Origin of the sequence: Prevotella marseillensis (assembly GCF_900625065.1) — a bacterium.
Taxonomy (GTDB): Bacteria; Bacteroidota; Bacteroidia; order Bacteroidales; family Bacteroidaceae; genus Prevotella; species Prevotella rara.
In genome coordinates, this window is the sequence record NZ_UYXY01000003.1 from 18,513 (window position 1) to 43,321 (window position 24,809).

At 44.1% G+C, this 24,809-nt stretch carries 37 protein-coding genes; 2 read left to right on the forward strand and 35 right to left on the reverse strand.

The annotated features are described in order from the left end of the window. Positions 1–490: 490 nt before the first annotated feature. From rplQ to EJL04_RS14345, 35 genes are all read right to left on the reverse strand, one after another. Positions 491–985, reverse strand: coding sequence for a 50S ribosomal protein L17 (gene rplQ, locus EJL04_RS14175; protein WP_053398839.1), 495 nt, complete (start codon positions 983–985; stop codon positions 491–493). A gap of 70 nt (positions 986–1,055) precedes the next feature. Further along, positions 1,056–2,048, reverse strand: a complete 993-nt coding sequence (locus EJL04_RS14180) for a DNA-directed RNA polymerase subunit alpha (RefSeq protein ID WP_021855194.1) — start codon at positions 2,046–2,048, stop codon at positions 1,056–1,058. 12 nt (positions 2,049–2,060) lie between these two features. Then, entirely contained in the window at positions 2,061–2,666 is a 606-nt protein-coding gene (gene rpsD, locus EJL04_RS14185; protein WP_021855193.1) for a 30S ribosomal protein S4, read from the reverse strand. Between the two features lie 69 nt (positions 2,667–2,735). Beyond that, the gene (rpsK, locus tag EJL04_RS14190) at positions 2,736–3,125 is read right to left on the reverse strand and encodes a 30S ribosomal protein S11 (RefSeq protein ID WP_021855192.1); all 390 of its coding nucleotides are present in this window, start codon (positions 3,123–3,125) and stop codon (positions 2,736–2,738) included. Positions 3,126–3,134: 9 nt separating this feature from the next. Further along, positions 3,135–3,515, reverse strand: a complete 381-nt coding sequence (rpsM, locus tag EJL04_RS14195) for a 30S ribosomal protein S13 (RefSeq protein ID WP_021855191.1) — start codon at positions 3,513–3,515, stop codon at positions 3,135–3,137. A gap of 30 nt (positions 3,516–3,545) precedes the next feature. Then, complete coding sequence (gene ykgO, locus EJL04_RS14200; RefSeq protein ID WP_021855190.1) at positions 3,546–3,662, reverse strand: type B 50S ribosomal protein L36; 117 nt, start codon at positions 3,660–3,662, stop codon at positions 3,546–3,548. Positions 3,663–3,676: 14 nt separating this feature from the next. Next, entirely contained in the window at positions 3,677–3,895 is a 219-nt protein-coding gene (gene infA, locus EJL04_RS14205) for a translation initiation factor IF-1 (protein WP_021855189.1), read from the reverse strand. Between the two features lie 8 nt (positions 3,896–3,903). After that, complete coding sequence (gene map, locus EJL04_RS14210) at positions 3,904–4,698, reverse strand: type I methionyl aminopeptidase (protein WP_125105469.1); 795 nt, start codon at positions 4,696–4,698, stop codon at positions 3,904–3,906. A 15-nt stretch (positions 4,699–4,713) separates the two neighbouring features. Continuing rightward, the gene (secY, locus tag EJL04_RS14215) at positions 4,714–6,057 is read right to left on the reverse strand and encodes a preprotein translocase subunit SecY (RefSeq protein WP_021855187.1); all 1,344 of its coding nucleotides are present in this window, start codon (positions 6,055–6,057) and stop codon (positions 4,714–4,716) included. A 4-nt stretch (positions 6,058–6,061) separates the two neighbouring features. After that, positions 6,062–6,508, reverse strand: coding sequence for a 50S ribosomal protein L15 (rplO, locus tag EJL04_RS14220; protein WP_021855186.1), 447 nt, complete (start codon positions 6,506–6,508; stop codon positions 6,062–6,064). Positions 6,509–6,534: 26 nt separating this feature from the next. After that, positions 6,535–6,711, reverse strand: a complete 177-nt coding sequence (gene rpmD, locus EJL04_RS14225) for a 50S ribosomal protein L30 (RefSeq protein WP_021855185.1) — start codon at positions 6,709–6,711, stop codon at positions 6,535–6,537. 11 nt (positions 6,712–6,722) lie between these two features. Then, a complete protein-coding gene (gene rpsE / locus EJL04_RS14230; RefSeq protein WP_053398841.1) occupies positions 6,723–7,235 on the reverse strand; it encodes a 30S ribosomal protein S5 in 513 nt (170 codons plus the stop codon). 6 nt (positions 7,236–7,241) lie between these two features. Continuing rightward, positions 7,242–7,586 carry a 50S ribosomal protein L18 gene (gene rplR, locus EJL04_RS14235; RefSeq protein ID WP_021855183.1) on the reverse strand — a complete coding sequence of 115 codons (345 nt, stop codon included), beginning with the start codon at positions 7,584–7,586 and terminating at the stop codon, positions 7,242–7,244. A gap of 18 nt (positions 7,587–7,604) precedes the next feature. Further along, entirely contained in the window at positions 7,605–8,171 is a 567-nt protein-coding gene (gene rplF / locus EJL04_RS14240) for a 50S ribosomal protein L6 (protein WP_021855182.1), read from the reverse strand. Positions 8,172–8,187: 16 nt separating this feature from the next. Next, positions 8,188–8,583 (reverse strand): 30S ribosomal protein S8, encoded by a 396-nt coding sequence (rpsH, locus tag EJL04_RS14245; protein ID WP_021855181.1) that lies wholly within the window; start codon positions 8,581–8,583, stop codon positions 8,188–8,190. Positions 8,584–8,649: 66 nt separating this feature from the next. After that, the gene (gene rpsN / locus EJL04_RS14250; RefSeq protein ID WP_125105470.1) at positions 8,650–8,952 is read right to left on the reverse strand and encodes a 30S ribosomal protein S14; all 303 of its coding nucleotides are present in this window, start codon (positions 8,950–8,952) and stop codon (positions 8,650–8,652) included. 5 nt (positions 8,953–8,957) lie between these two features. Beyond that, positions 8,958–9,512 carry a 50S ribosomal protein L5 gene (gene rplE / locus EJL04_RS14255; RefSeq protein WP_021855179.1) on the reverse strand — a complete coding sequence of 185 codons (555 nt, stop codon included), beginning with the start codon at positions 9,510–9,512 and terminating at the stop codon, positions 8,958–8,960. Next, complete coding sequence (gene rplX / locus EJL04_RS14260) at positions 9,512–9,832, reverse strand: 50S ribosomal protein L24 (RefSeq protein ID WP_021855178.1); 321 nt, start codon at positions 9,830–9,832, stop codon at positions 9,512–9,514. The genes rplE and rplX overlap by 1 nt, the downstream gene beginning before the upstream one ends. Before the next feature lie 18 nt (positions 9,833–9,850). Next, the gene (rplN, locus tag EJL04_RS14265; RefSeq protein WP_021855177.1) at positions 9,851–10,216 is read right to left on the reverse strand and encodes a 50S ribosomal protein L14; all 366 of its coding nucleotides are present in this window, start codon (positions 10,214–10,216) and stop codon (positions 9,851–9,853) included. Between the two features lie 2 nt (positions 10,217–10,218). Further along, the gene (rpsQ, locus tag EJL04_RS14270; RefSeq protein WP_082335262.1) at positions 10,219–10,485 is read right to left on the reverse strand and encodes a 30S ribosomal protein S17; all 267 of its coding nucleotides are present in this window, start codon (positions 10,483–10,485) and stop codon (positions 10,219–10,221) included. A gap of 2 nt (positions 10,486–10,487) precedes the next feature. Next, positions 10,488–10,682, reverse strand: a complete 195-nt coding sequence (gene rpmC, locus EJL04_RS14275; RefSeq protein WP_021855175.1) for a 50S ribosomal protein L29 — start codon at positions 10,680–10,682, stop codon at positions 10,488–10,490. Positions 10,683–10,684: 2 nt separating this feature from the next. Next, positions 10,685–11,113 carry a 50S ribosomal protein L16 gene (rplP, locus tag EJL04_RS14280; RefSeq protein WP_021855174.1) on the reverse strand — a complete coding sequence of 143 codons (429 nt, stop codon included), beginning with the start codon at positions 11,111–11,113 and terminating at the stop codon, positions 10,685–10,687. A gap of 14 nt (positions 11,114–11,127) precedes the next feature. Beyond that, positions 11,128–11,847 (reverse strand): 30S ribosomal protein S3, encoded by a 720-nt coding sequence (rpsC, locus tag EJL04_RS14285; RefSeq protein ID WP_021855173.1) that lies wholly within the window; start codon positions 11,845–11,847, stop codon positions 11,128–11,130. Between the two features lie 8 nt (positions 11,848–11,855). Then, positions 11,856–12,260: a 50S ribosomal protein L22 gene (gene rplV / locus EJL04_RS14290; protein WP_021855172.1), complete on the reverse strand. Its 405-nt coding sequence runs from the start codon at positions 12,258–12,260 to the stop codon at positions 11,856–11,858. A 34-nt stretch (positions 12,261–12,294) separates the two neighbouring features. Then, positions 12,295–12,561 (reverse strand): 30S ribosomal protein S19, encoded by a 267-nt coding sequence (gene rpsS / locus EJL04_RS14295; RefSeq protein ID WP_021855171.1) that lies wholly within the window; start codon positions 12,559–12,561, stop codon positions 12,295–12,297. Positions 12,562–12,582: 21 nt separating this feature from the next. Next, the gene (gene rplB / locus EJL04_RS14300) at positions 12,583–13,407 is read right to left on the reverse strand and encodes a 50S ribosomal protein L2 (RefSeq protein WP_021855170.1); all 825 of its coding nucleotides are present in this window, start codon (positions 13,405–13,407) and stop codon (positions 12,583–12,585) included. A 7-nt stretch (positions 13,408–13,414) separates the two neighbouring features. Then, the gene (gene rplW, locus EJL04_RS14305; protein WP_021855169.1) at positions 13,415–13,708 is read right to left on the reverse strand and encodes a 50S ribosomal protein L23; all 294 of its coding nucleotides are present in this window, start codon (positions 13,706–13,708) and stop codon (positions 13,415–13,417) included. A gap of 14 nt (positions 13,709–13,722) precedes the next feature. After that, the gene (gene rplD, locus EJL04_RS14310) at positions 13,723–14,352 is read right to left on the reverse strand and encodes a 50S ribosomal protein L4 (protein ID WP_021855168.1); all 630 of its coding nucleotides are present in this window, start codon (positions 14,350–14,352) and stop codon (positions 13,723–13,725) included. Beyond that, on the reverse strand, positions 14,352–14,966 hold the full coding sequence (gene rplC / locus EJL04_RS14315) for a 50S ribosomal protein L3 (protein WP_053398844.1): 615 nt from the start codon (positions 14,964–14,966) through the stop codon (positions 14,352–14,354). The genes rplD and rplC overlap by 1 nt, the downstream gene beginning before the upstream one ends. A gap of 23 nt (positions 14,967–14,989) precedes the next feature. Next, positions 14,990–15,295 carry a 30S ribosomal protein S10 gene (gene rpsJ, locus EJL04_RS14320; protein WP_009228666.1) on the reverse strand — a complete coding sequence of 102 codons (306 nt, stop codon included), beginning with the start codon at positions 15,293–15,295 and terminating at the stop codon, positions 14,990–14,992. Between the two features lie 116 nt (positions 15,296–15,411). Next, positions 15,412–17,529, reverse strand: a complete 2,118-nt coding sequence (gene fusA, locus EJL04_RS14325; RefSeq protein ID WP_021855166.1) for an elongation factor G — start codon at positions 17,527–17,529, stop codon at positions 15,412–15,414. 24 nt (positions 17,530–17,553) lie between these two features. Then, positions 17,554–18,030 (reverse strand): 30S ribosomal protein S7, encoded by a 477-nt coding sequence (rpsG, locus tag EJL04_RS14330; protein WP_021855165.1) that lies wholly within the window; start codon positions 18,028–18,030, stop codon positions 17,554–17,556. 146 nt (positions 18,031–18,176) lie between these two features. Beyond that, positions 18,177–18,557: a 30S ribosomal protein S12 gene (rpsL, locus tag EJL04_RS14335; protein ID WP_021851960.1), complete on the reverse strand. Its 381-nt coding sequence runs from the start codon at positions 18,555–18,557 to the stop codon at positions 18,177–18,179. A gap of 245 nt (positions 18,558–18,802) precedes the next feature. After that, positions 18,803–19,120: a DUF3467 domain-containing protein gene (locus EJL04_RS14340; protein ID WP_021855164.1), complete on the reverse strand. Its 318-nt coding sequence runs from the start codon at positions 19,118–19,120 to the stop codon at positions 18,803–18,805. Between the two features lie 623 nt (positions 19,121–19,743). Next, on the reverse strand, positions 19,744–21,243 hold the full coding sequence (locus EJL04_RS14345; protein ID WP_125105471.1) for a helix-turn-helix domain-containing protein: 1,500 nt from the start codon (positions 21,241–21,243) through the stop codon (positions 19,744–19,746). Positions 21,244–21,489: 246 nt separating this feature from the next. Here EJL04_RS14345 and EJL04_RS14350 point away from each other — a divergent pair, with 246 nt between their 5' ends. Together EJL04_RS14350 and EJL04_RS14355 are read left to right on the forward strand one after the other, a co-directional pair. Then, positions 21,490–23,055 (forward strand): hypothetical protein, encoded by a 1,566-nt coding sequence (locus EJL04_RS14350; RefSeq protein WP_125105472.1) that lies wholly within the window; start codon positions 21,490–21,492, stop codon positions 23,053–23,055. Positions 23,056–23,100: 45 nt separating this feature from the next. Next, positions 23,101–24,801: a leucine-rich repeat domain-containing protein gene (locus EJL04_RS14355; protein WP_125105473.1), complete on the forward strand. Its 1,701-nt coding sequence runs from the start codon at positions 23,101–23,103 to the stop codon at positions 24,799–24,801. Positions 24,802–24,809 lie beyond the last annotated feature (8 nt).

Here is a 24,809-nt window from a genome sequence, read left to right on the forward strand (position 1 = left end):
CCGGCGTGATGAGTTCACCCTGCAACTCATCACGCCATAAAATATTGTTGCACAAGGCTTTAGACAAGAATGTGACGAGTGACAAGTTTTTAATAAAAACTTTTTATTTCATTATATTAGTTACCTTTTCTAATTTTGGTTGACTTCTAACAGTCTTTTACCTGATTAAAGTTGACTCTGGCTAAACCTATAACTGTTATTGTTGTTGGCTCAATAATTGGAAAATAAACATAACAGCTTTTGCAAATCCAGCAATAACTGCACGGGGCGAAAATTAAATTATTGGCATGTTGGTCAAAATAAAATTACGGACCTGCCCCCTGCTTTTCTGATTCATCTGGAAATATAAGAAAGCGCGCTAACTGATATAATATTGCACACGCGCCATTGGTCCGGCATAGCCTCTTCATTATTGAGAAAATAATGATATAAAAAAAGCGCCTTTTCCCTCACGGGAAAAAGCGCTATTGTAGAGATATATTCGACGTTATTATTCTGCCTTAGCTTCTTCTGTAGCTGTTTCCTCTGCTGCAGTCTCAGTTGCAGGAGTTTCAGCAGCTTCAGCAGCCTTAGAGCGGCGGCTACGACGAGTCTTCTTGGCAGCCTTGGGAGCCTTAGCCATGTTCTCATCATAATCAACGAGCTCTATGAAGCACATTTCAGCAGCGTCACCTTGACGGAAGCCCAGCTTTATGATTCTGGTGTATCCACCCGGACGGTCAGCCACCTTAGTAGAAATCTCTTTGAACAGCTCTGTAACGGCATACTTGTTCTGCAGATAGCGGAAAACTACACGGCGAGATGTTGTTGTGTCATTCTTAGAACGTGTTATCAGAGGTTCTACATATTTTTTCAAGGCCTTAGCCTTAGCGAGAGTCGTAGTGATTCTTTTGTGCATTATCAGCGATACAGCCATGTTAGCAAGCATAGCCTTACGGTGAGATGCAGTACGACTCAGATGGTTGAATTTCTTATTATGTCTCATTTTTGTTTTTCTTTTGCGATAAATCGGCATGCCCGGCGCAGGTATCAGCCATGCGCCGGATTATGCACGGTTACTCTTTATCTAATTTGTACTTAGAAATATCGGTACCAAACGACAGATTCAGACTCTCGAGCAAATCATCAAGCTCTGAAAGCGATTTCTTACCGAAGTTGCGGAACTTGAGGAGGTCGGTCTTGTTGTACTGAACCAAATCGCCAAGAGTCTCAACATCAGCAGCCTTAAGACAATTAAGCGCACGAACAGAAAGATTCATGTCTATGAGCTTTGTCTTGAGCAGCTGGCGCATGTGGAGTATCTCTTCGTCGAATTCCTGATTACCGTCAACATCATTGTTCTCAAGAGTGATCTTCTCGTCAGAGAACAGCATGAAGTGGTAAATAAGAATCTTGGCAGCCTCCTTAAGAGCGTCCTTCGGGTGAATGGAACCGTCCGTCGTAACTTCAATAACCAGCTTGTCGTAGTCGGTCTTCTGTTCAACACGATACGGCTCAACTGAATATTTCACGTTACGGATCGGAGTGTAAATAGAATCGATTGGAATAACGTTGACGTCAGTGCAGAACTCACGGTTCTCGTCAGCAGGAACGTATCCGCGTCCTTTGTTTATAGTGAGATCAATCTGCATTGAAGCTTTGGCATCTAAATGACAAATCACCAAATCAGGGTTTAACACTTCAAATCCAGTCAGATACTTACCTATATCACCTGCTTTGAACTCTGTTGAATTCTCTACGGTGACACTAACTTTTTCGTTCTCGAATTCTTCTACTACTTGCTTGAATCTTACTTGTTTCAAATTCAAGATAATGTTGGTAACATCCTCCTTTACGCCAGGTACAGAGGAAAACTCATGCTCAACACCCGAAATACGGATTGTGTTGATAGCATAACCCTCAAGCGATGAAAGAAGAATGCGGCGCAATGAGTTACCGATGGTAACGCCAAAGCCTGGCTCCAAAGGACGAAATTCGAACTTGCCGAATTTGTCTGTCGCCTCCAACATTACAACTTTATCAGGTTTTTGAAATGCTAATATCGCCATTAATTTAATGATTTATTTAGAGTACAACTCAACGATTAACTGTTCCTTAATGTTCTCCGGTATGTCAGCACGCTCCGGCTTGTGCAGAAGCTTGCCGCTCTTTGTGTTTTCATCCCACTCCAACCAAGGATACTTGCTGTGATTGAAACCAGCCAAAGCTGCTTCAATAACCTCAAGAGACTTAGCCTTCTCACGAACACCTACTACCTGACCGGGAGCAACTGAATATGAAGGAATGTTAACTACCTTACCGTCAACAACAATATGCTTATGACTAACCAGCTGACGAGCTGCAGCACGTGTAGGAGCAATTCCAAGGCGGAACACTACGTTGTCAAGACGGCACTCAAGGCTCTGGAGCAATACCTCACCGGTAATACCGTCTGCCTTTGCTGCCTTCTCGAACAGATTACGGAACTGACGCTCAAGCACACCATAAGTGTATTTAGCTTTCTGCTTCTCTGCCAACATGACACCATACTCAGACATCTTTCTGCGACGATTATTGCCATGCTGTCCAGGAGGGAAGTTTCTCCTAGACAAAACTTTGTCAGCGCCGAAAATGGGTTCACCAAAACGACGCGCAATTTTTGATTTCGGACCTGTATATCTAGCCATAATAATTTAAAATACTTTGTTTTATTGTGCCATCCTGCACAACGCAGGATGGCGGATTTGTGTACTTGATTAAACTCTTCTTCTCTTTGGAGGACGGCAACCGTTGTGGGGTAACGGTGTTACGTCGATAATCTCTGTAACTTCGATTCCGGCACCGTGTACGGCACGGATAGCTGACTCACGGCCGTTACCCGGACCCTTAACATATGCCTTCACCTTACGGAGACCAAGGTCATAAGCTACTTTTGCACAATCCTCGGCAGCCATCTGAGCTGCATAAGGAGTATTCTTCTTTGAGCCGCGGAAACCCATCTTTCCGGCTGAAGACCATGAAATAATCTGGCCCTCGCTGTTAGCCAAAGATACAATGATATTGTTGAAAGAGCTATGAACGTGAAGCTGGCCCATAGCGTCAACCTTTACATTTCTTTTTCTAGATGTTGCTGTTTTCTTTGCCATAACTAATTATTATTTAGTAGCCTTTTTCTTATTAGCAACAGTCTTCTTCTTACCTTTACGGGTACGAGCATTATTCTTTGTACTCTGACCGCGAACCGGAAGACCGTTACGATGACGAATTCCACGATAGCAACCAATATCCATCAGTCGCTTGATATTCATTTGGATCTCTGAACGGAGATCACCTTCTACTTTGAATTCAGCGCCGATTATTTCACGGATCTTAGCTGCCTGATCGTCTGTCCAATCGCAGACCTTCAGGTCACGGCTTACGCCTGCTTTATCCAATATCTTTGCTGAACTACTTCGACCTATACCATAAATATAAGTCAATGCGATTTCGCCACGCTTATTCTGGGGCAAATCTACTCCAACAATTCTTATTGCCATTTTTGTTAATTAATTAAAAAATTTAATGTTTTAGCCCTGACGTAATTTGTACTTAGGGTTTTTCTTGTTAATAACGTACAGACGACCCTTACGACGAACGATTTTGCAATCGGGAGTACGTTTCTTTAATGATGCTCTTGTCTTCATATATCTCTATAAAATTATTTGTATCTGAATACGATTCTGCCCTTTGTCAAATCATAAGGACTCATCTCAACTTTTACTTTATCTCCGGGAAGAATCTTAATATAATGCATTCTCATCTTACCCGAAATGTGAGCCGTTATAGGACAGCCATTCTCCAACTCTACACGGAACATTGCATTTGACAATGCCTCTACGATTGTTCCGTCCTGCTCTATTGCGTCTTGTTTTGCCATATTTAAAATTAATTTCTTTCTAATCGTTCAACTTCCTCAAAAGAAGATAAAATTTCTGCCTTACCCCGATATATCGCTACTGTATGTTCAAAATGTGCAGCAGGTTTCCCGTCACATGTCTTTATCGTCCAACGGTCGGGCATCATGCAAAGGGATCTGTCGCCCATCGTTATCATCGGTTCTATCGCAATACACATGCCTGCTTTAAGCAATACTCCCGAACCACTAGTGCCATAGTTTGGTACAGATGGATCTTCGTGCATCTCGCGTCCTATACCATGTCCTGTCAGTTCTCTGACAACTCCATATCCTCGCGATTCGCAATGAGCCTGCACGGCATGACCGATATCACCAATATGTTTTCCGGCAACGGCATTCTCGATACCCAAATAAAGAGCCTCCTTGGTAGTCAGAAGCAACTGCTTCACTTCAGCCGAAACTTCACCTACACAAAAAGTATAACAAGAATCACCATTAAAACCGTTTAAAAGAGCACCACAGTCAACAGATATTATATCGCCGTCACGAAGCACAGTCTTGTTGTCTGGTATTCCGTGAACAACTACATCATTTACAGAAGTACAGATGCTTGCCGGAAAAGGTTGACCAAAAGGGTTAGGGTAATTTTTGAAGGTTGGTATTGCCCCATTGTCCCTGATGTAACTTTCTGCTATTTTATCCAACTGTAAAGTTGTAACACCGGGCTTGATATGCTTTGCTATCTCGCCCAAAGTGTTTCCAACTAACTGGTTGGCTTTTCGCATCAGTTCTATTTCATCTTCTGTCTTGAGAAATATCTTCATTCAGTAAGAAATACTCTAATATGCAGAAACGCCGCCATTACGGCCTCTAATTCGACCTGAATTGAGCAAGCCATCGTAATGTCTCATCATCAAATGACTTTCGATCTGCTGGAGTGTGTCTATAACAACACCTACGAGAATGAGGAGAGATGTTCCACCAAAGAACTGAGAGAAAGCATCCTGAACATTCAGCAATCCAGCAAGAGCAGGCATTACAGCGATAAACGCAATAAAGAGTGAACCGGGGAATGTTATACGAGACATAACTGTATCGATATAATCAGCGGTGTCTTTACCTGGCTTGATGCCGGGTATAAAGCCATTATTACGCTTCATGTCTTCAGCCATCTGTGTCGCGTTCAGAGTCAATGCTGTATAAAAATATGTGAAAGCAATTATAAGTGCTGCAAACACAATATTATACAACAAGCTTCTGTGATCCATCAAAGAACGGATAATGTAACCGCTCTGGTCTGTTGAATACTGAACGATTGCCAACGGAATGAACATCAATGCCTGAGCAAAGATAATAGGCATAACGTTAGCAGCGAAGAGCTTCAACGGAACATACTGGCGTGCACCACCGTACTGCTTGTTACCGACAATACGCTTAGCATACTGTACAGGTATTTTGCGAGTGCCCTGAACCAAGAGCAAAGATGCACAAACGACAGCATAAAGTATAAGTATCTCAACAATAAACATAACGAGACCACCGCCAGTGATTGCCGTAAAGCGAGAGCTGACCTCCTGTATAAATGCCTGCGGCAGACGGGCGATGATTCCTATCATAATAATCAATGAGATACCATTTCCAATGCCTTTATCCGTAATACGCTCACCGAGCCATAAAACGAACATACTACCTGCAGCAAGAATAATTGTTGCGGGTATCATGAACACTGACCAGTCAATGCCTGATGACAAAGCACCATAGGCCTGAATCTTCAGGTTCATCAAGTAAGAAGGAGCCTGGAACAAAAGAATTGCAACGGTAAGCACACGTGTATACCAATTGATCTTCTTACGTCCACTCTCACCCTCACGCTGCATCTTCTGGAAATACGGCACTACAACTGCAAGCAGCTGCATTACGATAGAAGCTGAGATGTAAGGCATTATTCCCAATGCAAAGATAGAAGCATTGGAGAAAGCACCACCGGAGAACATGTCAAGCAGCGACATAAGACCGCCACTTGTCTGCGACTGCAATTTCTGCAACATTGATGGATCAATTCCTGGCAAAACAACAAATGATCCAAAACGATAAATTGCAACAAATGCTATGGTGATGAGGATTCGCTGACGCAAATCCTCAATCTTCCAACAGTTCTTCAGTGTCTCAATAAACTTTTTCATTTACTTAGATTATTGTTGTGTTACCACCAACTGCCTTGATAGCCTCTTCAGCAGTCTTAGAGAAAGCATGAGCTTCCACTTCCAATTTTGCTTTCAATTCACCATTTCCGAGAATCTTAACCAACTCTTTACCATTGGTAAGACCAGCAGCCTTCAGTTCCTGAATGCCGATCTTTGTAAGATTCTTTGCCTCAGCAATCTCCTGAAGCGTAGAAAGGTTTACAGCAAAATACTCCTTATGGTTAATATTCTTGAATCCAGCCTTCGGTATACGACGCTGCAAAGGCATCTGACCACCTTCGAATCCAATCTTTCTCTTATAACCAGAACGTGCCTTAGCACCCTTGTGACCACGTGTAGACGTTCCACCAAGGCCAGAACCTGGTCCACGGCCGATACGGCGGCGTGAATGAGTAGAACCTGCAGCTGGTTTCAAATTATTTAGTTTCATAATCGTTTCTTTTTTAATGTGAGTTATTATTCAATAACGGTTACCAGATGGTGAACCTTCCTTATCATACCGCGAAGGGTAGGACTATCTTCACGCTCTACGACCTGAGATATTTTACGTAAACCAAGAGCCGCAAGTGTACGTTTCTGGTCTAGCGGAGCACCAATTTTACTTTTAATCTGCTTGATCTTTATTGTTGCCATATTATTATCTCCTATCCTCTAAATACTTTTTCCAAACTGATTCCACGTGTCTTGGCAATGGTATAAGCATCGCGCAACTGTGTCAGAGCCACGATAGTAGCCTTAACAAGGTTGTGAGGGTTAGAAGAGCCCTTTGACTTAGCAAGGACATCCTTAACACCAACACTCTCAAGCACAGCACGCATAGCACCACCGGCTACAAGACCAGTACCGGCTGCTGCAGGCTTCAAGAAAACCTGAGCTCCACCGAATGTTGCCTCAATCTCATGAGGTATTGTACCCTTAAGTACAGGAACCTTAACAAGATTCTTCTTTGCAGACTCAACACCTTTAGAAATTGCAGCGGTAACTTCTCCTGCCTTTCCAAGACCCCAACCGATTACTCCGTTGCCGTCACCAACTACAACAATAGCAGCAAATGTGAAGGTACGACCACCTTTTGTTACCTTAGTAACACGGTTAATAGCAACCAATCTGTCTTTTAATTCAACGTCACTATTTATTTTAACTTTGTTCATTGCCATAATCGATTAAAAATTAAGTCCACCTTTACGAGCTGCATCAGCAAGTTCCTTAACACGTCCATGGTAGAGGTATCCGTTACGGTCGAAAACAACCTTAGAGATTCCAGCCTCTACAGCCTTCTTTGCTATCAGTTCACCAACTTTGGCTGCCTGCTCACACTTTGGCATTGTCTCAAGGCCAAGTGAAGAAGCAGAAACAAGAGTTGTACCTGTTACATCATTGATAATCTGAACATATATCTGCTTGTTGCTGCGGAATACACTCATACGAGGACGTTCAGCTGTTCCGTTTACACTTTTGCGAATTCTGAACTTTATCTTTATTCGTCTTTCTATTTTCTTTGTTGTCATGATCGTAAAATATTAAAGTTACTTAGCAGCAGCAGTCTTACCAGACTTTCTGCGGATGACTTCGCCTTTGAACAATATACCTTTTCCTTTATAAGGCTCAGGCATACGGAACGAACGTATCTTGGCGCAAATAAGTCCGAGCAATTCCTTATCGCAAGATTCCAAAATAATAACAGGGTTCTGATTTCTTTCAGACTTTGTCTCAACCTTAACTTCCTTAGGCAACTGGATGAAAATCGGGTGTGTATATCCTAAAGCGAATTCGATGATGTTTCCCTGATTAGAAACACGATAGCCCACACCGACAAGCTCAAGCTCCTTCTTATAGCCTTCGCTTACGCCAACAACCATGTTGTTGACCAAAGCACGATAAAGGCCATGGAATGCCTGCTTCTGCTTGTAGTTTACAGGACTATTCTCATCAATTTCAAATATTACATGATTATCTTCAATCTTAACTTTGATAGAAGAGTCTACCTTCTGAGAAAGTTCTCCCTTGGGACCTTTTACATTAACTACGCCATTGTTGAGAGTTACTGTAACGCCTGAAGGAATGCTGATAGGCAATTTTCCAATTCTTGACATAATCTAATTTCCTCCATTAATAAACGTAGCAAAGAACCTCACCACCGATCTTAAGGTCAGCAGCCTCTTTGTTTGTCATTACACCTTTGGATGTAGATAAAATAGCAATACCTAATCCGTTAATAACTCTCGGCATGTCCTTGTATCCAGTATACTTACGCAAACCTGGAGTAGACACTCTCTTCAAACACTTGATTGCGTTTGTCTTGGTTGCAGGGTCATACTTCAATGCAACCTTAATTGTACCCTGAGGTCCATCCTCAATGAACTTGTAGTTAAGGATGTAACCTTTCTCGAAGAGGATCTTTGTAATCTCTTTCTTCAAGTTTGAAGCTGGTACTTCAACAACACGGTGATGAGCCATGATTGCGTTTCTCAACCTCGTCAGATAATCTGCTATTGGATCTGTCATAAAATAATTGTTTAATTAATCGGGACTGCCCCGACAATATTAAATAAAAAAACTAAATCTCCTAAATTACCAGCTTGCCTTCTTTACTCCGGGGATAAGACCGGCAGAAGCCATCTCACGGAACTGAATACGAGAAAGGCCAAACTGACGGATGTAACCCTTTGGACGACCTGTAATCTTGCAACGGTTGTGCAGACGGATAGGATTAGCATTGCGGGGAATGCTCTGCAACTTTCTTGCAGCCTCATAAGCCTCTGCAGGATCGTCTGTTGTAGCTATATTTTTTTTCAAAGCCGCACGTTTTTCAGCATAACGGGCAACGAGTTTAGCACGTTTAACCTCGCGGGCTTTCATTGATTCTTTTGCCATATCTATTAATCGTTTTTAGCGTTTTTGAAAGGTAGACCAAATGCTTTGAGAAGAGCATAACCTTCCTCGTCTGTCTTGGCAGTTGTTACGAAGGTGATGTTCATACCCTGAATACGATCGATTGAATCGATGTTGATTTCAGGGAAGATAATCTGCTCCTGAATACCAAGTGTATAGTTTCCGCGACCGTCGAATTTGCTCTCAATACCCTTGAAGTCACGGATACGTGGCAATGCAATACGTATGAGTCTCTCGAGGAATTCATACATACGCTCGCGACGAAGAGTTACCATAACGCCGATAGGCATCTTCTTACGGAGTTTGAAGTTTGCGATATCCTTCTTTGAATATGTAGCAACTGCTTTCTGACCCGTAATTGTAGAAATCTCGTTGATAGCAACCTCGATGATCTTTCTATCCTGAGTTGCATCTCCAAGACCCTGGTTAACTACAATCTTCTTCAGGACAGGAATCTGCATCTTAGAAGAATAGTTAAACTGTTTCTGCAGTGCAGGAGCGATGCTCTCTGCATATACCTTCTTTAATTCAGCTGTATTCATTATTTGATTTCCTCCCCTGATTTTTTAGCAATACGGATCTTCTTACCGTCTTCTGTCTTCTTAATTGAAATACGTGTAGCCTTGCCGCTCTTGGGGTCAATCAGACTCAGATTTGAGATATGTATCGGAGCCTCCTGCTTAACGATTCCTCCCTGAGGATTCTTAGCACTCGGTTTTGTGCTCTTAGACACGATGTTGATACCCTCAACAATGGCACGCTGTTTTTCAACTAAAACTTTAAGCACCTTGCCAGTCTTGCCTTTGTCCTCACCGGCCAAGACAATAACTGTATCGTTTTTCTTTATATGTAACTTATTCATTACTTTTTCCTTTTTATGTTAAAGAACCTCAGGTGCCAAAGAAACGACTTTCATATTAACTGCACGGAGTTCGCGAGCTACAGGGCCGAAGATACGGCTGCCACGAAGTTCACCAGCATTGTTCAGCAAAACACAAGCATTGTCGTCGAAACGGATATATGAGCCGTCAGCACGACGTATTTCTTTCTTTGTGCGAACAACCAAAGCCTTTGATACTGCACCCTTTTTCATATCACTTGACGGGATAACGTTCTTGACAGCAACGACAATAACGTCACCAACACTTGCATAACGGCGGCGTGTTCCACCCAAAACACGGATGCAAAGGGCCTCACGAGCTCCGCTGTTATCACATACAGTAAGTCTTGATTCTGCTTGTATCATAATTACTTAGCTTTTTCAATTATTTGAACTAATCTCCATCTCTTTGTCTTACTCAAAGGACGTGTCTCCATAATGAGCACTGTATCACCTACATTTGCCTCATTATTCTCATCATGTGCATGGTATTTCTTTGTCTTCTGAACAAACTTACCATATATCGGGTGCATCTCCTTGAACTTAGACGCAATAACAATGGTTTTATCCATCTTGTTGCTGATAACGACACCCGTTCTTGTTTTTCTTAAATTTCTTGTTTCCATCTGGACCATTGTTATTTATTAAGTTCTCTCTGATGAAGTTCTGTTTTCATACGTGCTATATCACGACGAGTAGCCTTAATTTGAGATGGATTCTCCAGCGGTGTGATTGCATGATTCAACTTCATTTGGTTATATTTAGCAATCTCGGCCTCTAATCTCTCTGCCAAGTCTTTGGTTTCGAGTTCTCTGACTTCTTTAATCTTCATAATTAAGCATTTTTATCGTAATCACGTCTAACAACAAATTTTGTCTTTACAGGCAATTTCTGTGCTGCAAGGCGCAATGCTTCCTTAGCAACATCAAAAGAAACACCTTCAACTTCAAAGAGGATACGTCCCGGAGTAACAGGAGCAACCCATCCTGCGGGATCTCCCTTACCTTTACCCATACGTACGTCAGCAGGCTTACGTGTAATAGGTTTATCCGGGAATATGCGGATCCAGACCTGACCCTCACGCTGCATATAACGATTGACAGCAACACGCGCTGCCTCTATCTGGCGGCTATCCAACCATTTTGCTTCAAGAGTCTTGATGCCGAATGATCCGAAAGCCAGTTGTGTACCTCTGTGGGCGTTGCCTTTTCTGCCGCGGCCGTCTTGAGGTCTTCTATATTTTACTCTTTTTGGCTGTAACATGATAGCTTGTTTCTTTAACGGTTATTGTTTCTCTTACGATTAACTCTTGTCTTGCCGTTTGAACGTCCGCTCTGCTTTTCCTGAGCAAAGTTAGGAGAGAGGTCACGCTTACCATAAACCTCACCACGGCAAATCCAAACCTTAATACCTAACAGACCAACCTTTGTGAGGGCCTCTGCCTGACAATAGTCGATATCTGCACGGAATGTATGCAAAGGAGTACGACCTTCTTTATACATTTCCTTACGTGCCATTTCAGCACCGTTCAGACGACCAGTAATCTGCACTTTGATTCCCTCAGCTCCAGCACGCATCGTGTTAGCTACAGCCATCTTAATTGCACGACGATAAGCAATCTTACCCTCAACCTGGCGTGCAATGTTATTAGCTACAATAGACGCATCGAGCTCCGGCTTCTTTACCTCGAAAATATTGATCTGAATCTCCTTATCGTAGAGTTTCTTCAACTCTTCCTTCAACTTGTCAACATCTTGTCCGCCTTTACCAATGACGATACCCGGACGGGCAGTGCAAATAGTTATGGTAACAAGTTTCAATGTACGCTCGATAACAATGCGAGATACACTTGCTTTTGCAAGACGCTCGTTAAGGTATTTACGGATTTTCATATCCTCAACGAGGTTGTCACCAAATTTCTTTCCACCGAACCAATTTGAATCCCAACCCCTGATAATACCGAGACGGTTGCTTATTGGATTAACTTTCTGTCCCATTCTATTAATTATTTTTCGTCATTAGTTTTAGCATCAACAAACAGAGTAACATGGTTGCTACGCTTACGGATTCTATAGCCACGACCCTGGGGTGCCGGTCTCATACGCTTCATTGTAACGCCTTCGTCAACGAATACTTTTGATACATAAAGCTCACCGTCTTCAGCCTTGCGGTCATTTTTTGTTTCCCAGTTAGCGATAGCAGAACGAAGTAACTTCTCTACATCTGCAGCAGCAGCTTTCTTAGAGAACCTCAGAACGCCGAGCGCACGGTTAACTTCCATTCCGCGGATCATGTCAACGACATAACGCATTTTACGCGGAGAAGAAGGTACGCCTCTGAGCTTTGCGAAATACATTGTTTTAAGGGCTTCTTTTCTTTTTTCAGCCGCTATTTTTTTTCTTGCTCCCATTATCTTATTATTTTATTTTCAATGGTTAGCCTGTTTACTTCTTGTTACCGGCATGGCCACCAAATCTACGTGTAGGTGAGAATTCACCAAGCTTGTGACCTACCATATTCTCGGTAATATAAACAGGGATAAATTTGTTTCCGTTATGAACTGCAACAGTGTGACCCACGAAATCAGGAGAAATCACTGAAGCTCTAGCCCAAGTCTTAACGACACTCTTCTTGCCGCTTTCGTTCATGGCAAGAATTTTCTTCTCGAGCGATACGTTAATGTATGGACCTTTTTTTAATGAACGACTCATAATTTACTCTAGTTAACTTGATTATTTATTAGCTCTTTCAATAATATACTTGTTAGAAAGCTTCTTCGGAGCTCTTGTCTTGAGACCCTTAGCATACAAGCCCTTACGTGAACGTGGATGACCTCCAGACTGACGTCCTTCACCACCACCCATCGGGTGATCATGCGGGTTCATAACAACACCACGGTTGTGAGGACGACGACCCAACCAGCGTGAACGTCCAGCCTTACCAGACTGTTCAAGAGCGTGGTCTGAGTTACCTACGCTACCAATAGTAGCCTTACATGCGCTAAGAATTTTACGAGTCTCACCTGAAGGGAGCTTAATAACACAATAACTGCCTTCACGAGAAGTCAACTGAGCAAAATTACCAGCCGAGCGAACGAGCAGTGCACCCTGACCCGGACGTAACTCAATGTTGTGAATTACAGTACCTACGGGGATGTTAGCCAAAGGAAGCGTATTACCAATCTCAGGCGCTGCGTCCTTTCCTGACATCAGAGTTGCACCTACCTGCAGTCCGTTAGGAGCAATAATGTAACGTTTTTCACCATCAGCATAATACAACAATGCAATACGAGCCGAACGGTTCGGATCGTATTCAATTGTCTTAACTACAGCTGGAACACCATCTTTCTCACGCTTGAAGTCGATCAAACGGTATTTTCTCTTATGACCGCCGCCCATATAGCGTACAGTCATCTTACCTGTATTGTTTCGACCACCGGTAGAACGTTTACCGTAAACGAGAGACTTCTCTGGTACGGATGCAGTAATCTCCTCGAACGTACCAATAATCTTGTGTCTTTGACCCGGAGTTACCGGTTTAAATTTACGTACTGCCATTTTTTATTTAAATATTGCTGTAAAAATCAATTGTTTCGCCTTCTTTAAGAGTAACGATTGCTTTTTTGAACGCGTTCTTCTGTCCCTTAATCAAACCGGCCTTTGTATAGCGGCTCAAGCGCTTTCCGGCATAGCGGGCAGTGTTCACGTCAACTACTGTAACATTATACAGACTCTCGACTTCTTTCTTAATTTGGAGTTTGTCAGCCTCTGGACGAACAACGAAGCCGTAGCGGTTAGGCTGCTTGTCTGTAATCTTGGTCATCTTCTCAGTGACCAATGGTTTTATTATAAATGCCATATTATCTTTCTCCTTTATTTATTTAAGATTTCATCGATAGTCTTCAACGAATTTTCTGTCATGACAAGAACATCAGCATTCAAAACTTTGTAAGAATTGATTGTTGATGCGAGCATAACTTCTGTGCCCTGCAAATTACGAGCTGACAAATATACGTTTTTATTTACTTCCGGCAAAACCAAAAGCAACTTCTTGCCGTCAACTTTAAGATTTTTAGTAATATTTACAAAATCTTTAGTCTTCGGGGCGTCAAAATTGAAATCTTCTACTACTACTATTGCATTCTCCTGAGCCTTGTAAGACAGAGCGCTCTTACGAGCCAAAGCCTTAACTTTGAGGTTCAGTTTGAAGCTGTAGTCACGTGGCTTAGGACCAAATACGCGACCACCACCTACGAGCACCGGAGAATTGATGTCACCGCGACGAGCGCCACCGCCACCCTTCTGACGGCCAAGCTTGCGGGTTGAACCTGCATGCTCACTTCTTTCTTTAGCCTTAGCTGTTCCCTGACGCTGTGCAGCCATATAGCGCTTAACGTCGAGATAAAGAACGTGGTCGTTGGGTTCAATTCCGAAGATAGATTCGTTTAACGTAACCTTTCTTCCAGTGTTTTCACCTTTGATATTTAATACGTTAATTTCCATTATTTCTGAATTAAAACGGTTGAACCTTTGCAACCAGCAACACTACCCTTCACCAAGATGAGGTTATGCTCCGGTATTACTTTTAACACTTTGAGGTTTTGAGTTGTAACTCTGTCACCACCCATCTGTCCGGCCATGCGCATTCCTTTGAACACTTTAGCAGGATAAGAACAAGCACCGATTGATCCCGGCTTGCGTGCGCGGTCGTCCTGACCGTGTGTGCTCTGTCCTACACCACCGAATCCGTGACGCTTCATTACACCCTGGAAACCTTTACCTTTTGATGTACCAACAACGTCAACAAAGTTTGCGTCGTTGAAAATTTCAACCGTGATAACGTCTCCGAGGTTATATTCCTCATCAAACTTGAACTCGGCCAAGTGTCTCTTAGGTGTTGTACCAGCCTTTTTGAAAGTTCCCATAAGAGGTTTAGAGGTGTTCTTTTCCTTAGCCTCACCAAAGCCTAACTGAACAGCTTTGTAACCATCTTTTTCAACAGTCTTTACCTGAGTAACAACACAAGGACCAGCTTCGATAACAGTGCACGGTACATTCTTACCGTCGGCACTGAAAACGGATGTCATTCCGATTTTTCTTCCTATTAATCCTGGCATTTCAATTGATATTAAAAATTAAACTATACTTTGATTTCTACTTCAACACCGCTGGGCAATTCGAGCTTCATCAGAGCGTCAACGGTCTTAGCTGTTGAGCTGTAGATGTCAATAAGACGCTTGTAATCGCTGAGCTGGAACTGCTCACGTGATTTCTTGTTTACGAATGTGCTTCGGTTAACTGTGAAAATACGCTTGTGAGTAGGCAATGGAATAGGACCGCTTACGATAGCGCCTGTAGCCTTCACAGCCTTTACAATTTTCTCTGCTGACTTGTCTACCAATTTGTGGTCATAAGACTTCAGCTTAATTCTAATTTTCTGACTCATTATTTTATCTTATTAATATTGATATTAATTTCAAAGAAGAGAAGAGGTACGCCTGTTAAGAGTCATTCGCTAACAAGACGCCTCATTCTCTTTTGTATTTTTAATCAGCTTAGTGATTATACGAGATCTGTACGTCCCTTTATTTCCTCAAGCACAGCCTTAGCAATTGTGCTTGACAGAGGAGCATGGTGATCATACTCCATTGAGCTTGTAGCACGACCAGAAGTAATTGTACGAAGAGCTGTTACATAACCGAACATCTCTGCCAGCGGAACCATAGCTCTGATGATACGTGCACCGCTACGAGTCTCATCCATACCTTCAACCTGACCACGACGCTTGTTCAAGTCACCGATAACGTCACCCATATTCTCTTCAGGTGTTACAACCTCGAGCTTCATGATAGGCTCCATCAGAACCGGACCTGCCTTAACGCAAGCGTTCTTGTAAGCGTTGATAGCTGCAACCTCGAATGACAACTGGTCAGAGTCTACCGGGTGGAAAGAACCATCGATAAGAGTAACCTTCAGGCTGTCCATAGGATAACCGCCAAGTACACCATTCTTCATTGCAGACTCGAAACCTTTCTGTACTGAAGGAATGAATTCCTTAGGAATGTTACCACCCTTAACTTCATTGATGAACTGCAGACCGCCCTGCTTGTAATCCTCGTCTACCGGACCAACATTAACGATGATATCAGCGAACTTACCGCGACCACCACTCTGCTTCTTGTAAACCTCACGCAGGTTAACAGTCTTGGTGATAGCCTCTTTGTAGTTAACCTGAGGCTTACCCTGATTACATTCAACCTTGAACTCTCTCTTCAGACGGTCAAGGATGATGTCGAGGTGAAGCTCACCCATACCAGAGATAACTGTCTGACCGCTCTGCTCGTCTGTATGAACAGTGAAGGTCGGGTCTTCCTCAGCAAGCTTAGCGAGACCGATACCGAGCTTATCAACGTCAGCCTGGCTCTTCGGCTCAACAGCGATACCAATAACAGGATCAGGGAATGTCATAGACTCGAGTACGATAGGATGTGCCTCATCGCAAAGAGTATCACCTGTACGGATATCCTTGAAACCAACACCAGCACCGATATCACCGGCATCGATAGCGTCCATAGGAACCTGCTTGTTTGAGTTCATCTGGAACAGACGGCTTACGCGCTCCTTCTTGCCTGAACGTGTGTTGTAAACATAAGAACCAGCCTCAACCTTACCAGAGTAAACACGGAAGAATACGAGACGGCCAACATACGGGTCAGTAGCAATCTTGAACGCAAGAGCTGAAGTAGGCGCATCCTCAGACGGTTTACGGTCTTCTTCCTCACCTGTTGTCGGGTTTGTACCAACGATGTTAGGAGTATCAACAGGAGAAGGCAGGAATGCACATACATAGTCGAGCAGGGTCTGAACACCCTTATTCTTGAATGAAGAACCACAGATAACAGGAGTACATTCCATAGCCAGAGTACCCTTACGGATAGCAGCAATGATTTCCTCTTCTGTTATTGAGTTAGGATCCTCAAAATATTTTTCCATCAAAGACTCATCGAACTCAGCTGCGCTTTCAAGGAGTTTTCCTCTCCACTCTTCAGCTTCGTCCTTAAGGTCAGCAGGAATCTCAGCAACTTCAAATTCAGCACCCATAGTCTCATCGTGCCAAAGGATAGCCTTCATCTTGATAAGATCTACGATACCTTTGAAAGTCTCCTCACTTCCGATAGGAACAACGAGAGAAACAGGATTAGCACCAAGCACTTCCTTCATCTGACGCAGGACGTCAAAATAGTCAGCACCTGAACGGTCCATCTTGTTTACATAGCCGAGACGGGGAACATTATATTTGTCAGCCTGGCGCCATACAGTTTCAGACTGAGGCTGTACACCGCCTACAGCGCAATATGTAGCAACAGCTCCGTCGAGAACACGCAGAGAACGCTCAACCTCAGCAGTGAAGTCAACGTGTCCCGGAGTGTCAATCAGGTTAATCTTGAACTGCTTGTTGTCATAGTGCCAGTAGCAAGTGGTGGCAGCAGATGTGATAGTAATACCACGCTCCTGCTCCTGAGCCATCCAGTCCATTGTAGCAGCACCATCGTGAACCTCACCAATCTTATGAGTTTTACCTGTATAGAAAAGGATACGCTCAGAAGTTGTTGTCTTACCGGCATCGATGTGAGCCATAATACCGATATTACGGGTCAAATGTAAATCTTGCTTTGCCATGATTCTTTTTACCTGTCTGTATTATTAAAATCTGAAGTGAGCGAATGCACGGTTAGCCTCAGCCATGCGGTGCATATCTTCCTTACGCTTGAATGCGCCACCCTGATTGTTATAAGCATCCATGATTTCAGCAGCGAGCTTGTCGGCCATTGTCTTACCGCCGCGCTTGCGTGCATAGTTAATCATATTCTTCATAGAGATGCTCTCCTTACGGTCAGGACGGATTTCTGTAGGAACCTGGAATGTAGCACCACCGATACGGCGGCTCTTAACCTCAACCTGAGGAGTAATATTGTCGAGGGCTGCCTTCCATATTTCAAGAGCAGACTTTTCCTCGCTAGCCATTTTCTCTTTTACTGTGTCTAATGCTTTGTAGAAAATCTCATAAGAAGTATTTTTCTTTCCATCATACATCAGATGGTTAACGAATTTTGAGACTTTCTGGTCATTGTAAACGGGATCCGGAAGGACCACGCGCTTCTTTGGTTTTGCTTTTCTCATTTCTTTGTTTTGAAATTAATTCTGCATGGGGCTGTTCTCTTGTTCTTCAGCGTTCTCACCAGAACTGCTTACTCAACCTTTATAACAATTCTCCAGCAAAACGTTAATAAAATGTCAATTATGTCCTAAAAACTGGCTTTTAACGATTATTTCTTAGCCTTAGGACGCTTTGCGCCATACTTAGAACGACGCTGTGTACGGTTTGCTACACCAGCTGTATCAAGAGTACCACGAACGATGTGATAACGTACACCAGGAAGGTCCTTTACACGACCGCCACGTACGAGTACGATAGAGTGCTCCTGAAGGTTGTGTCCCTCTCCCGGTATGTAAGAGTTAACTTCCTTCTGGTTTGTCAAACGAACACGGGCAACTTTACGCATTGCCGAATTAGGTTTCTTAGGGGTTGTTGTGTAAACACGAACACAAACACCACGACGCTGAGGACATGAATCCAAAGCCGGTGATTTGCTCTTGTCAACAAGCGCCTTTCTACCTTTTCTTACCAATTGTTGAATTGTAGGCATTGTTGTTAAATTTTTAGTTATATATTTTGTTTTGTTATTTTCTTATGTAATACGGCCAATAGAACATAGACCGATTTGGGCTGCAAAGGTAAGAATAATTCTTTAAATTACATAATTATAAAGAATCCAAAAAGCCTATATCGGCATAAAATTTGCACAATATAGACTTTATTAAAATAAATTAACTACAATATGCTTATTTAAATGCACTTGTAGACACTTATCAATTCTTCTAAGATGAAAAATTAGGCTTCACCCTTATTAATGTGGAAAGGTGCAATAGTGCCTTTTTCCTGCTGCGGAATCTTTATCTGACCGAAAGCATTCTCATATCTTACGATATTGTCCTGAAGAGCCATAAGCAGACGCTTTGCATGCTCAGGAGCAAGAATCACACGTGACTTAACTGTTGCCTTGGGTACACCGGGAAGGATGCGGGCAAAGTCGAGCACGAAATCAGAACTAGAGTGTGTTATAATAGCAAAGTTTGCGTATTGTCCCTGTGATACATCTGCGGGCAGATCTACTTGAAACTGACCCTGATTGTTATTTTTGTTTTCCATTTCTTTGTATTATTATATTAATGTATAAAGTTTCATATCTCTGTTTCTCGGCATACAGCTCATCACCAGTAGCCATCAGTCAGCATCTTCCGCCTGAATTTTAAGACAGCATCTACAGCCGCCTATTTAACCGGATTAAATTTTTAGAATACCGGCATACGTTATTCAAAGCATTGCAGCCACAAGCATGCAGCCTTACTTATGCTCAGCACGGAGCCTGATAGAAAGTAATGCAAAGATAAACCTTTTTGGCAGAAAAACAAGCAATAACAGATATATTTTTGGTAACAAAAACATTAAAATAAATATTCTGCGCAACAAAGTCATAAATTTTCAACATACCACATGGCATACATAAAGCCAGCACCGGCCCAAAATCACATTCATGAACGGTATAAACGATTAAGGAAGGAGACTGCAAACACAACACGAAAAAGACATTAGCTAAAGATCAAGAATGTGCATTAAGCGTTAAATAAATCACGACTAGACAGCGCCATTTTAACCTAACGCCCGACGTCCGTCTACATATAATAAAACACAACTGCCAGTCATCGCGCCCACAACAGAAAGACAACATCAGCAATATGACGTCGCACAAAACAGCATTTGCCTCTGCCCCGCTACACCTTTTCTACCTGGGCCTGCTTAAGAAAGGCTGATGGCGACATGCCGGTAACTAGTCTGAAAGCCCGGTTGAAACTTGATGCACTGCGGTATCCCAGACTTTCATATATTCCCTGAATAGTGATGTTGCCATAACGCTCCGTGTCGCCCAGTCTGATACATGCCTCACGCACACGGCACTCATTAAGGATAGTCTTAAAGTTTTTACCATAAAAACTGTTTATCACCCACGATACATATTTCATATTAGAGCCTACCAACTGCGATAAGGTGCCCAAACTGAATTCGGGTTCTGATATAACTGCAACATCATTAAATGCCTGTTCTATTTTCTCATATAAAGCTTCGGCCTGCTCACGACTCATAAGGCACTGCTCTTCAACAGCAGAATCTGTTTCTGATAGTTGTACATGTGCAGCAGCCTCTACAGTCAACAACACCGACTCTACGGGCATACAATCACCAGGAAGCATGTAACAGTCGGAAGCAGTAGCCTTTTCAGGCAAAGCGCCCTTAGTTTTTGCCTGTCTGCGGTAAGCATACCACACCGCACCAGACACAGCAAACATAACAACAACAAGAAGAATAAGCAGGAGCATCGCATCCGACTGCCGTGTAACTATACCGTTCAGCATCGTTATACGCTCGCCGGCCACACTGTCGCGATAAACGTCCAGACGGTTGCGCACCATATAGAAACGTTTAGGATTAAATACAGAATCAGTAAGAGCCAGCGCCTTAGAATGATACAAGGCATATTGGTCAGCCTGTCCAAGTCCCTTGCAGGCTCCTGCCATAATATTATACGCATTAATCTTTAGGTCGTCGTCGCCAAGTCTTCCCGACAGGCTCATGCACATCTCGCCATATTTGCGTGCCTCAGAATACCGGCCAAGCCTGACAAGCACATTGCCAATCTCGCTATACTGAATAAGTGAATACAACTCAGCCATGCCGCGTCTCTTAGCCATGTCCAACAGTCTGTGATGCATCTGCAAGGCCTCATTGAATCTCCCTCCGGCCTGCATGATGCGTGCCTTATTATAAAGAAGATAATAGTCGTTCTCGTCCCGGTCATTCATAGCGACCTTCTCTTCAAGGGCATAATATTTCTCCGCACTCTTAACATCGCCCAACCGGCAGCACGTACTTACAATGTTTGAAAGGAAGCGGGCATTCATATTCTCATTGTTGCACATCCGGGCAACCTCGTATCCCTCAAGCAGATAAGCCAGACTGCTGCTGTAGTCGTTGAAGCAATTGTATATGTTGCTTATATATCCAGTGCATATCATGAGCGACAGACTGTCCTTCTCGTCGCGTGCAACCTTCAGGCCAGTTATGAATCCTTCGAGAGCATCAAAATATTCGCCTGAATAATAATCCTTCTGCGCCGCCTCTGTAATCTCTGCAGCACGGCTGTTTCCGGCAGCAAGGCTACCGGAACAAGGAATAATCAGCAGCAAGGCAGCTGCAATGACGGCGATAATATTCATAACTGAGACTTTTTGTATCGGCAAATATAAGAATTATAATCAAAATCCGGGCATACGCAGGCAAATTTAAAGCATTTCTTTTGTTATTTCATGAAATAGCAAACATTTGGAGCATCCGGCTATTGCACAAAAACATTATTAGGCGTATATTTGCGAAAGACCTCTACGTCAGCCACTATATATGAAACAAGTATTACTTTTGTTTTTAGATAACTTTATTATGTATAACCCTTAAAACCATCTGTCATGAAAAAAAGAATAATACTCCTTACTGCAGTAATAATATTCATAGCGGGCATGACACGCGCCCAATGGACAACCGACTTAGGCAAGAACACTCAGATTACGCCGACAGGACTGGCCTTTGACGAAAACGAAGTGGCCACGAACAAGGACGGAGTAACCTATGTCTTCTTCATCACAAACATGAACGGAACCCTGGGCATGCGCCTGCAAATAATAGATAAAGACGGCAACAAGGTTATGGAGAGGGGCGGAAAAATAATCTCACAGGAAGCCAACAAAGTGTGGTCGGCCTACAACCAGCATCTGGCTCTCGACAAAGACGGACAGGCGTTTGTCGGCGTGCAGGACTTCAGAACTGCTCCTGACAGCAAGCTAAATACATACACCATATATAAATATGCGCCAGACGGCCGGCAGCTATGGGACGGAACCGTGCTCAACAGCGGCAAGGGTTTTGCCACACAGGTCGGACTAAGCATGTGTGCGCTCGACGACGGCGGATGCATATGCGCCTACATGTATCGCGACGACAACGCACAAAAAGACTGCATAGCCATTGAAAGACTCGACAAGGACGGCAACTCTATATGGCAGAAAACAGCCGTGGAGACTACCTACAAGAGCCCCCCCTACCCCTTTGTGACAAAAAGCGACGGCGACAACGCCCTTCTTACCTATATATATGAGAGCAGTTCGCTGAAGACCAAGCTCATTGACGGCAACGGGGAAAGCCTTACGGAAGAGGACGAGACGGTGTTCAACGGCGGACTGGCATCGCCTAAGCCATGGGAAGTGCTAAAGATTGTGCCCGGACCCGACAACGGAGCACTGATAACATGCATGGACGCAAATTTCAACAGTGCGTTTGTCTATGTCAGGAGTAACGGAAAAACGGCTTTCGACGGCAAGCCCGGAGGCATAATCCTCAACGACGGCAACTATGGCGGAGCACAGCCAGCCGTGGCATACATCAGCAGCGACAACACCTTCGCTTGCGCATACCAGCAGTTTGACAAAAACAACTCAAACACTCAGGGACTCTACATGAAAAGATACACCACCGACGGACAGGCACTGCCGGAAGGCAACATAGAGGTGGCCGCCATGCAGAACGGCGACATGTACTCGTTCTACAGCGTGCAGGACGACGGCAACGGCAACGCTGCCCTGTTCTATCAGAAACTCGACGGCGCAACAAAGGCGGTGAACTCACTGCTCGACATATATGATGCCGGCGGCAAGAAGACCTGCGGAACAATTCAGTTTACAGAGACTCCGACAAAGAAAGTCAACCTGAAATCATCGGCCATGATAAACGGAGAATACTTCCTGACAAGCTGGGACGAGGAGCGCAACGGCACCACCTCAATATTCATGCAGAAGGTTACACCCGAAACTGGCACCGGCATAGACGCAGCCACGACCGACGAAGACGGCAGCCCTGTCAGCGAAGAGATATTCAGCATAACGGGAAGCAAGGTGAGCAAGGCCGGCAGAGGCGTAAACATAATACGCACCACACTAAGCAACGGAAAGACAACCGCCAGAAAGGTTGTCGTGAGATAAACGAGAACAAGAATAAAATTGTATGACCCTAAAAACGATTTAACCATGAAAAGAGCTTTACTACTTACAGTCTGCATGGCAGCAATCGCGGCCATATCACAGGCGCAACAGACCACAGTGAATGTTGAGACGGCAGGCACTCTGTCGGAACAGATAGGCAACGACAAATACACCATCACATCGCTCAAGATAACCGGAAACCTGAACGGCACTGACTTCATACTGCTGCGCGACATGGCAGGCATCGACCTCGACAACGTGCCCACTGAAGGCAAGTTGGCAACGCTCGACCTGAGCGAGGCTAAGGTTGTGGCAGGAGGCGAAGCCTACTACACCGACTATGTGAACAACAAGGAATTTTATACCAGCGACAACGAGATGGGCAACTGCATATTCTACAGCTGCGACAAGCTGGAAAGCCTTAGCCTTCCGGCAGGAACAACGGTTGTGGGCGACAGCGCATTCATGAGATGCACCGCCCTGAGCGAGATAACACTGCCCGACGGTCTGAAAGAGATACGCAGCTACGCCTTTTCAGAGACGCAGATTGCATCGTTCAGCTTTGTCAACGGCATCATGCCGGCCAAAGGAATGTTCAGAAACTGCGGCAAGCTGACTTCGGTAACTCTTCCTGAAGAATGCGAGGAGATACCGGCAAACGCCTTCTCGGGCACGGCAATAACAGAAATAACGCTGCCGAAAAATCTCGTAAAAATAGGCAAAGAGGCATTCAGCAGCTGCATGCTGACCAGCCTCGAATGTCCGGCAACGCTGGAAGAGATAGACGAGTCGACGTTCTTTATGTGCAGCAGTCTTGCATCAGTCAGTCTGAACGACGGCCTGCAGAGCATAGAGGGTTCGGCATTCTCTTACTGCGACAAGCTCGAAACCATAGAGATACCTAACTCTGTTACCGAGCTGGAGGGATGCTTCTCCAACTGCACGGCACTAAAATCTGCAGTTCTGCCCGAAGGTCTGACAGCCATACCCGACTATATGTTCGACAGATGCTCCAACCTTGAAAGCGTGAACATACCTGAAGGAGTGAAGACAATAGGCGACAACGCATTCCAGAACAACATGAGACTGCTCGACGTAGTGTTCCCGGAAGGTCTTGAGAGCATAGGCGAAAATGCCTTTTCGAGCTGCTACACAATGGAGAACATCAACCTGCCCGAAACCGTAAAGACCATAGGCGAAGGGGCATTCGACGGATGCGAGGGCGTGGTAGTGATGTCTCTGCCCGGCTCTATCACCACAATACCGCGCAACGCGTTCTCTTACATGGTGTATCTTGAGGAGCTTACAATAGGCGAAGGAACGAAGACTATCGACCAGATGGCATTCATCAACTGCGAAAGCCTGACGAAGCTGACGCTGCCGTCTACGCTCGAGTCGATAGGCTATGCGGCATTTGCCTACAACATGCTGACAGAAGTAGACTGCAAGGCCGTCACACCGCCGGCATGCGACAACACGTCATTTGCCGGATGGGACAGCGACGTGCCGCAGGACTGCCTGCTGTATGTGCCGCAAGGAGCCAAGGCCGAATATGAAAAGGCCGACGTATGGAAGGAGTTTATGATAAAGGAGAGCGAGACGTCGGGCATAGAAAGCGAGACAGCAGCCGGCGCAACAGAGACGGCACGCTACGGCATTGACGGAAGGAAACTGGCAAAACCAGCACGCGGAATAAACATAATACGCATGAGCGACGGAACAGCCAAGAAGGTAATCAACCGCTGACACCTACA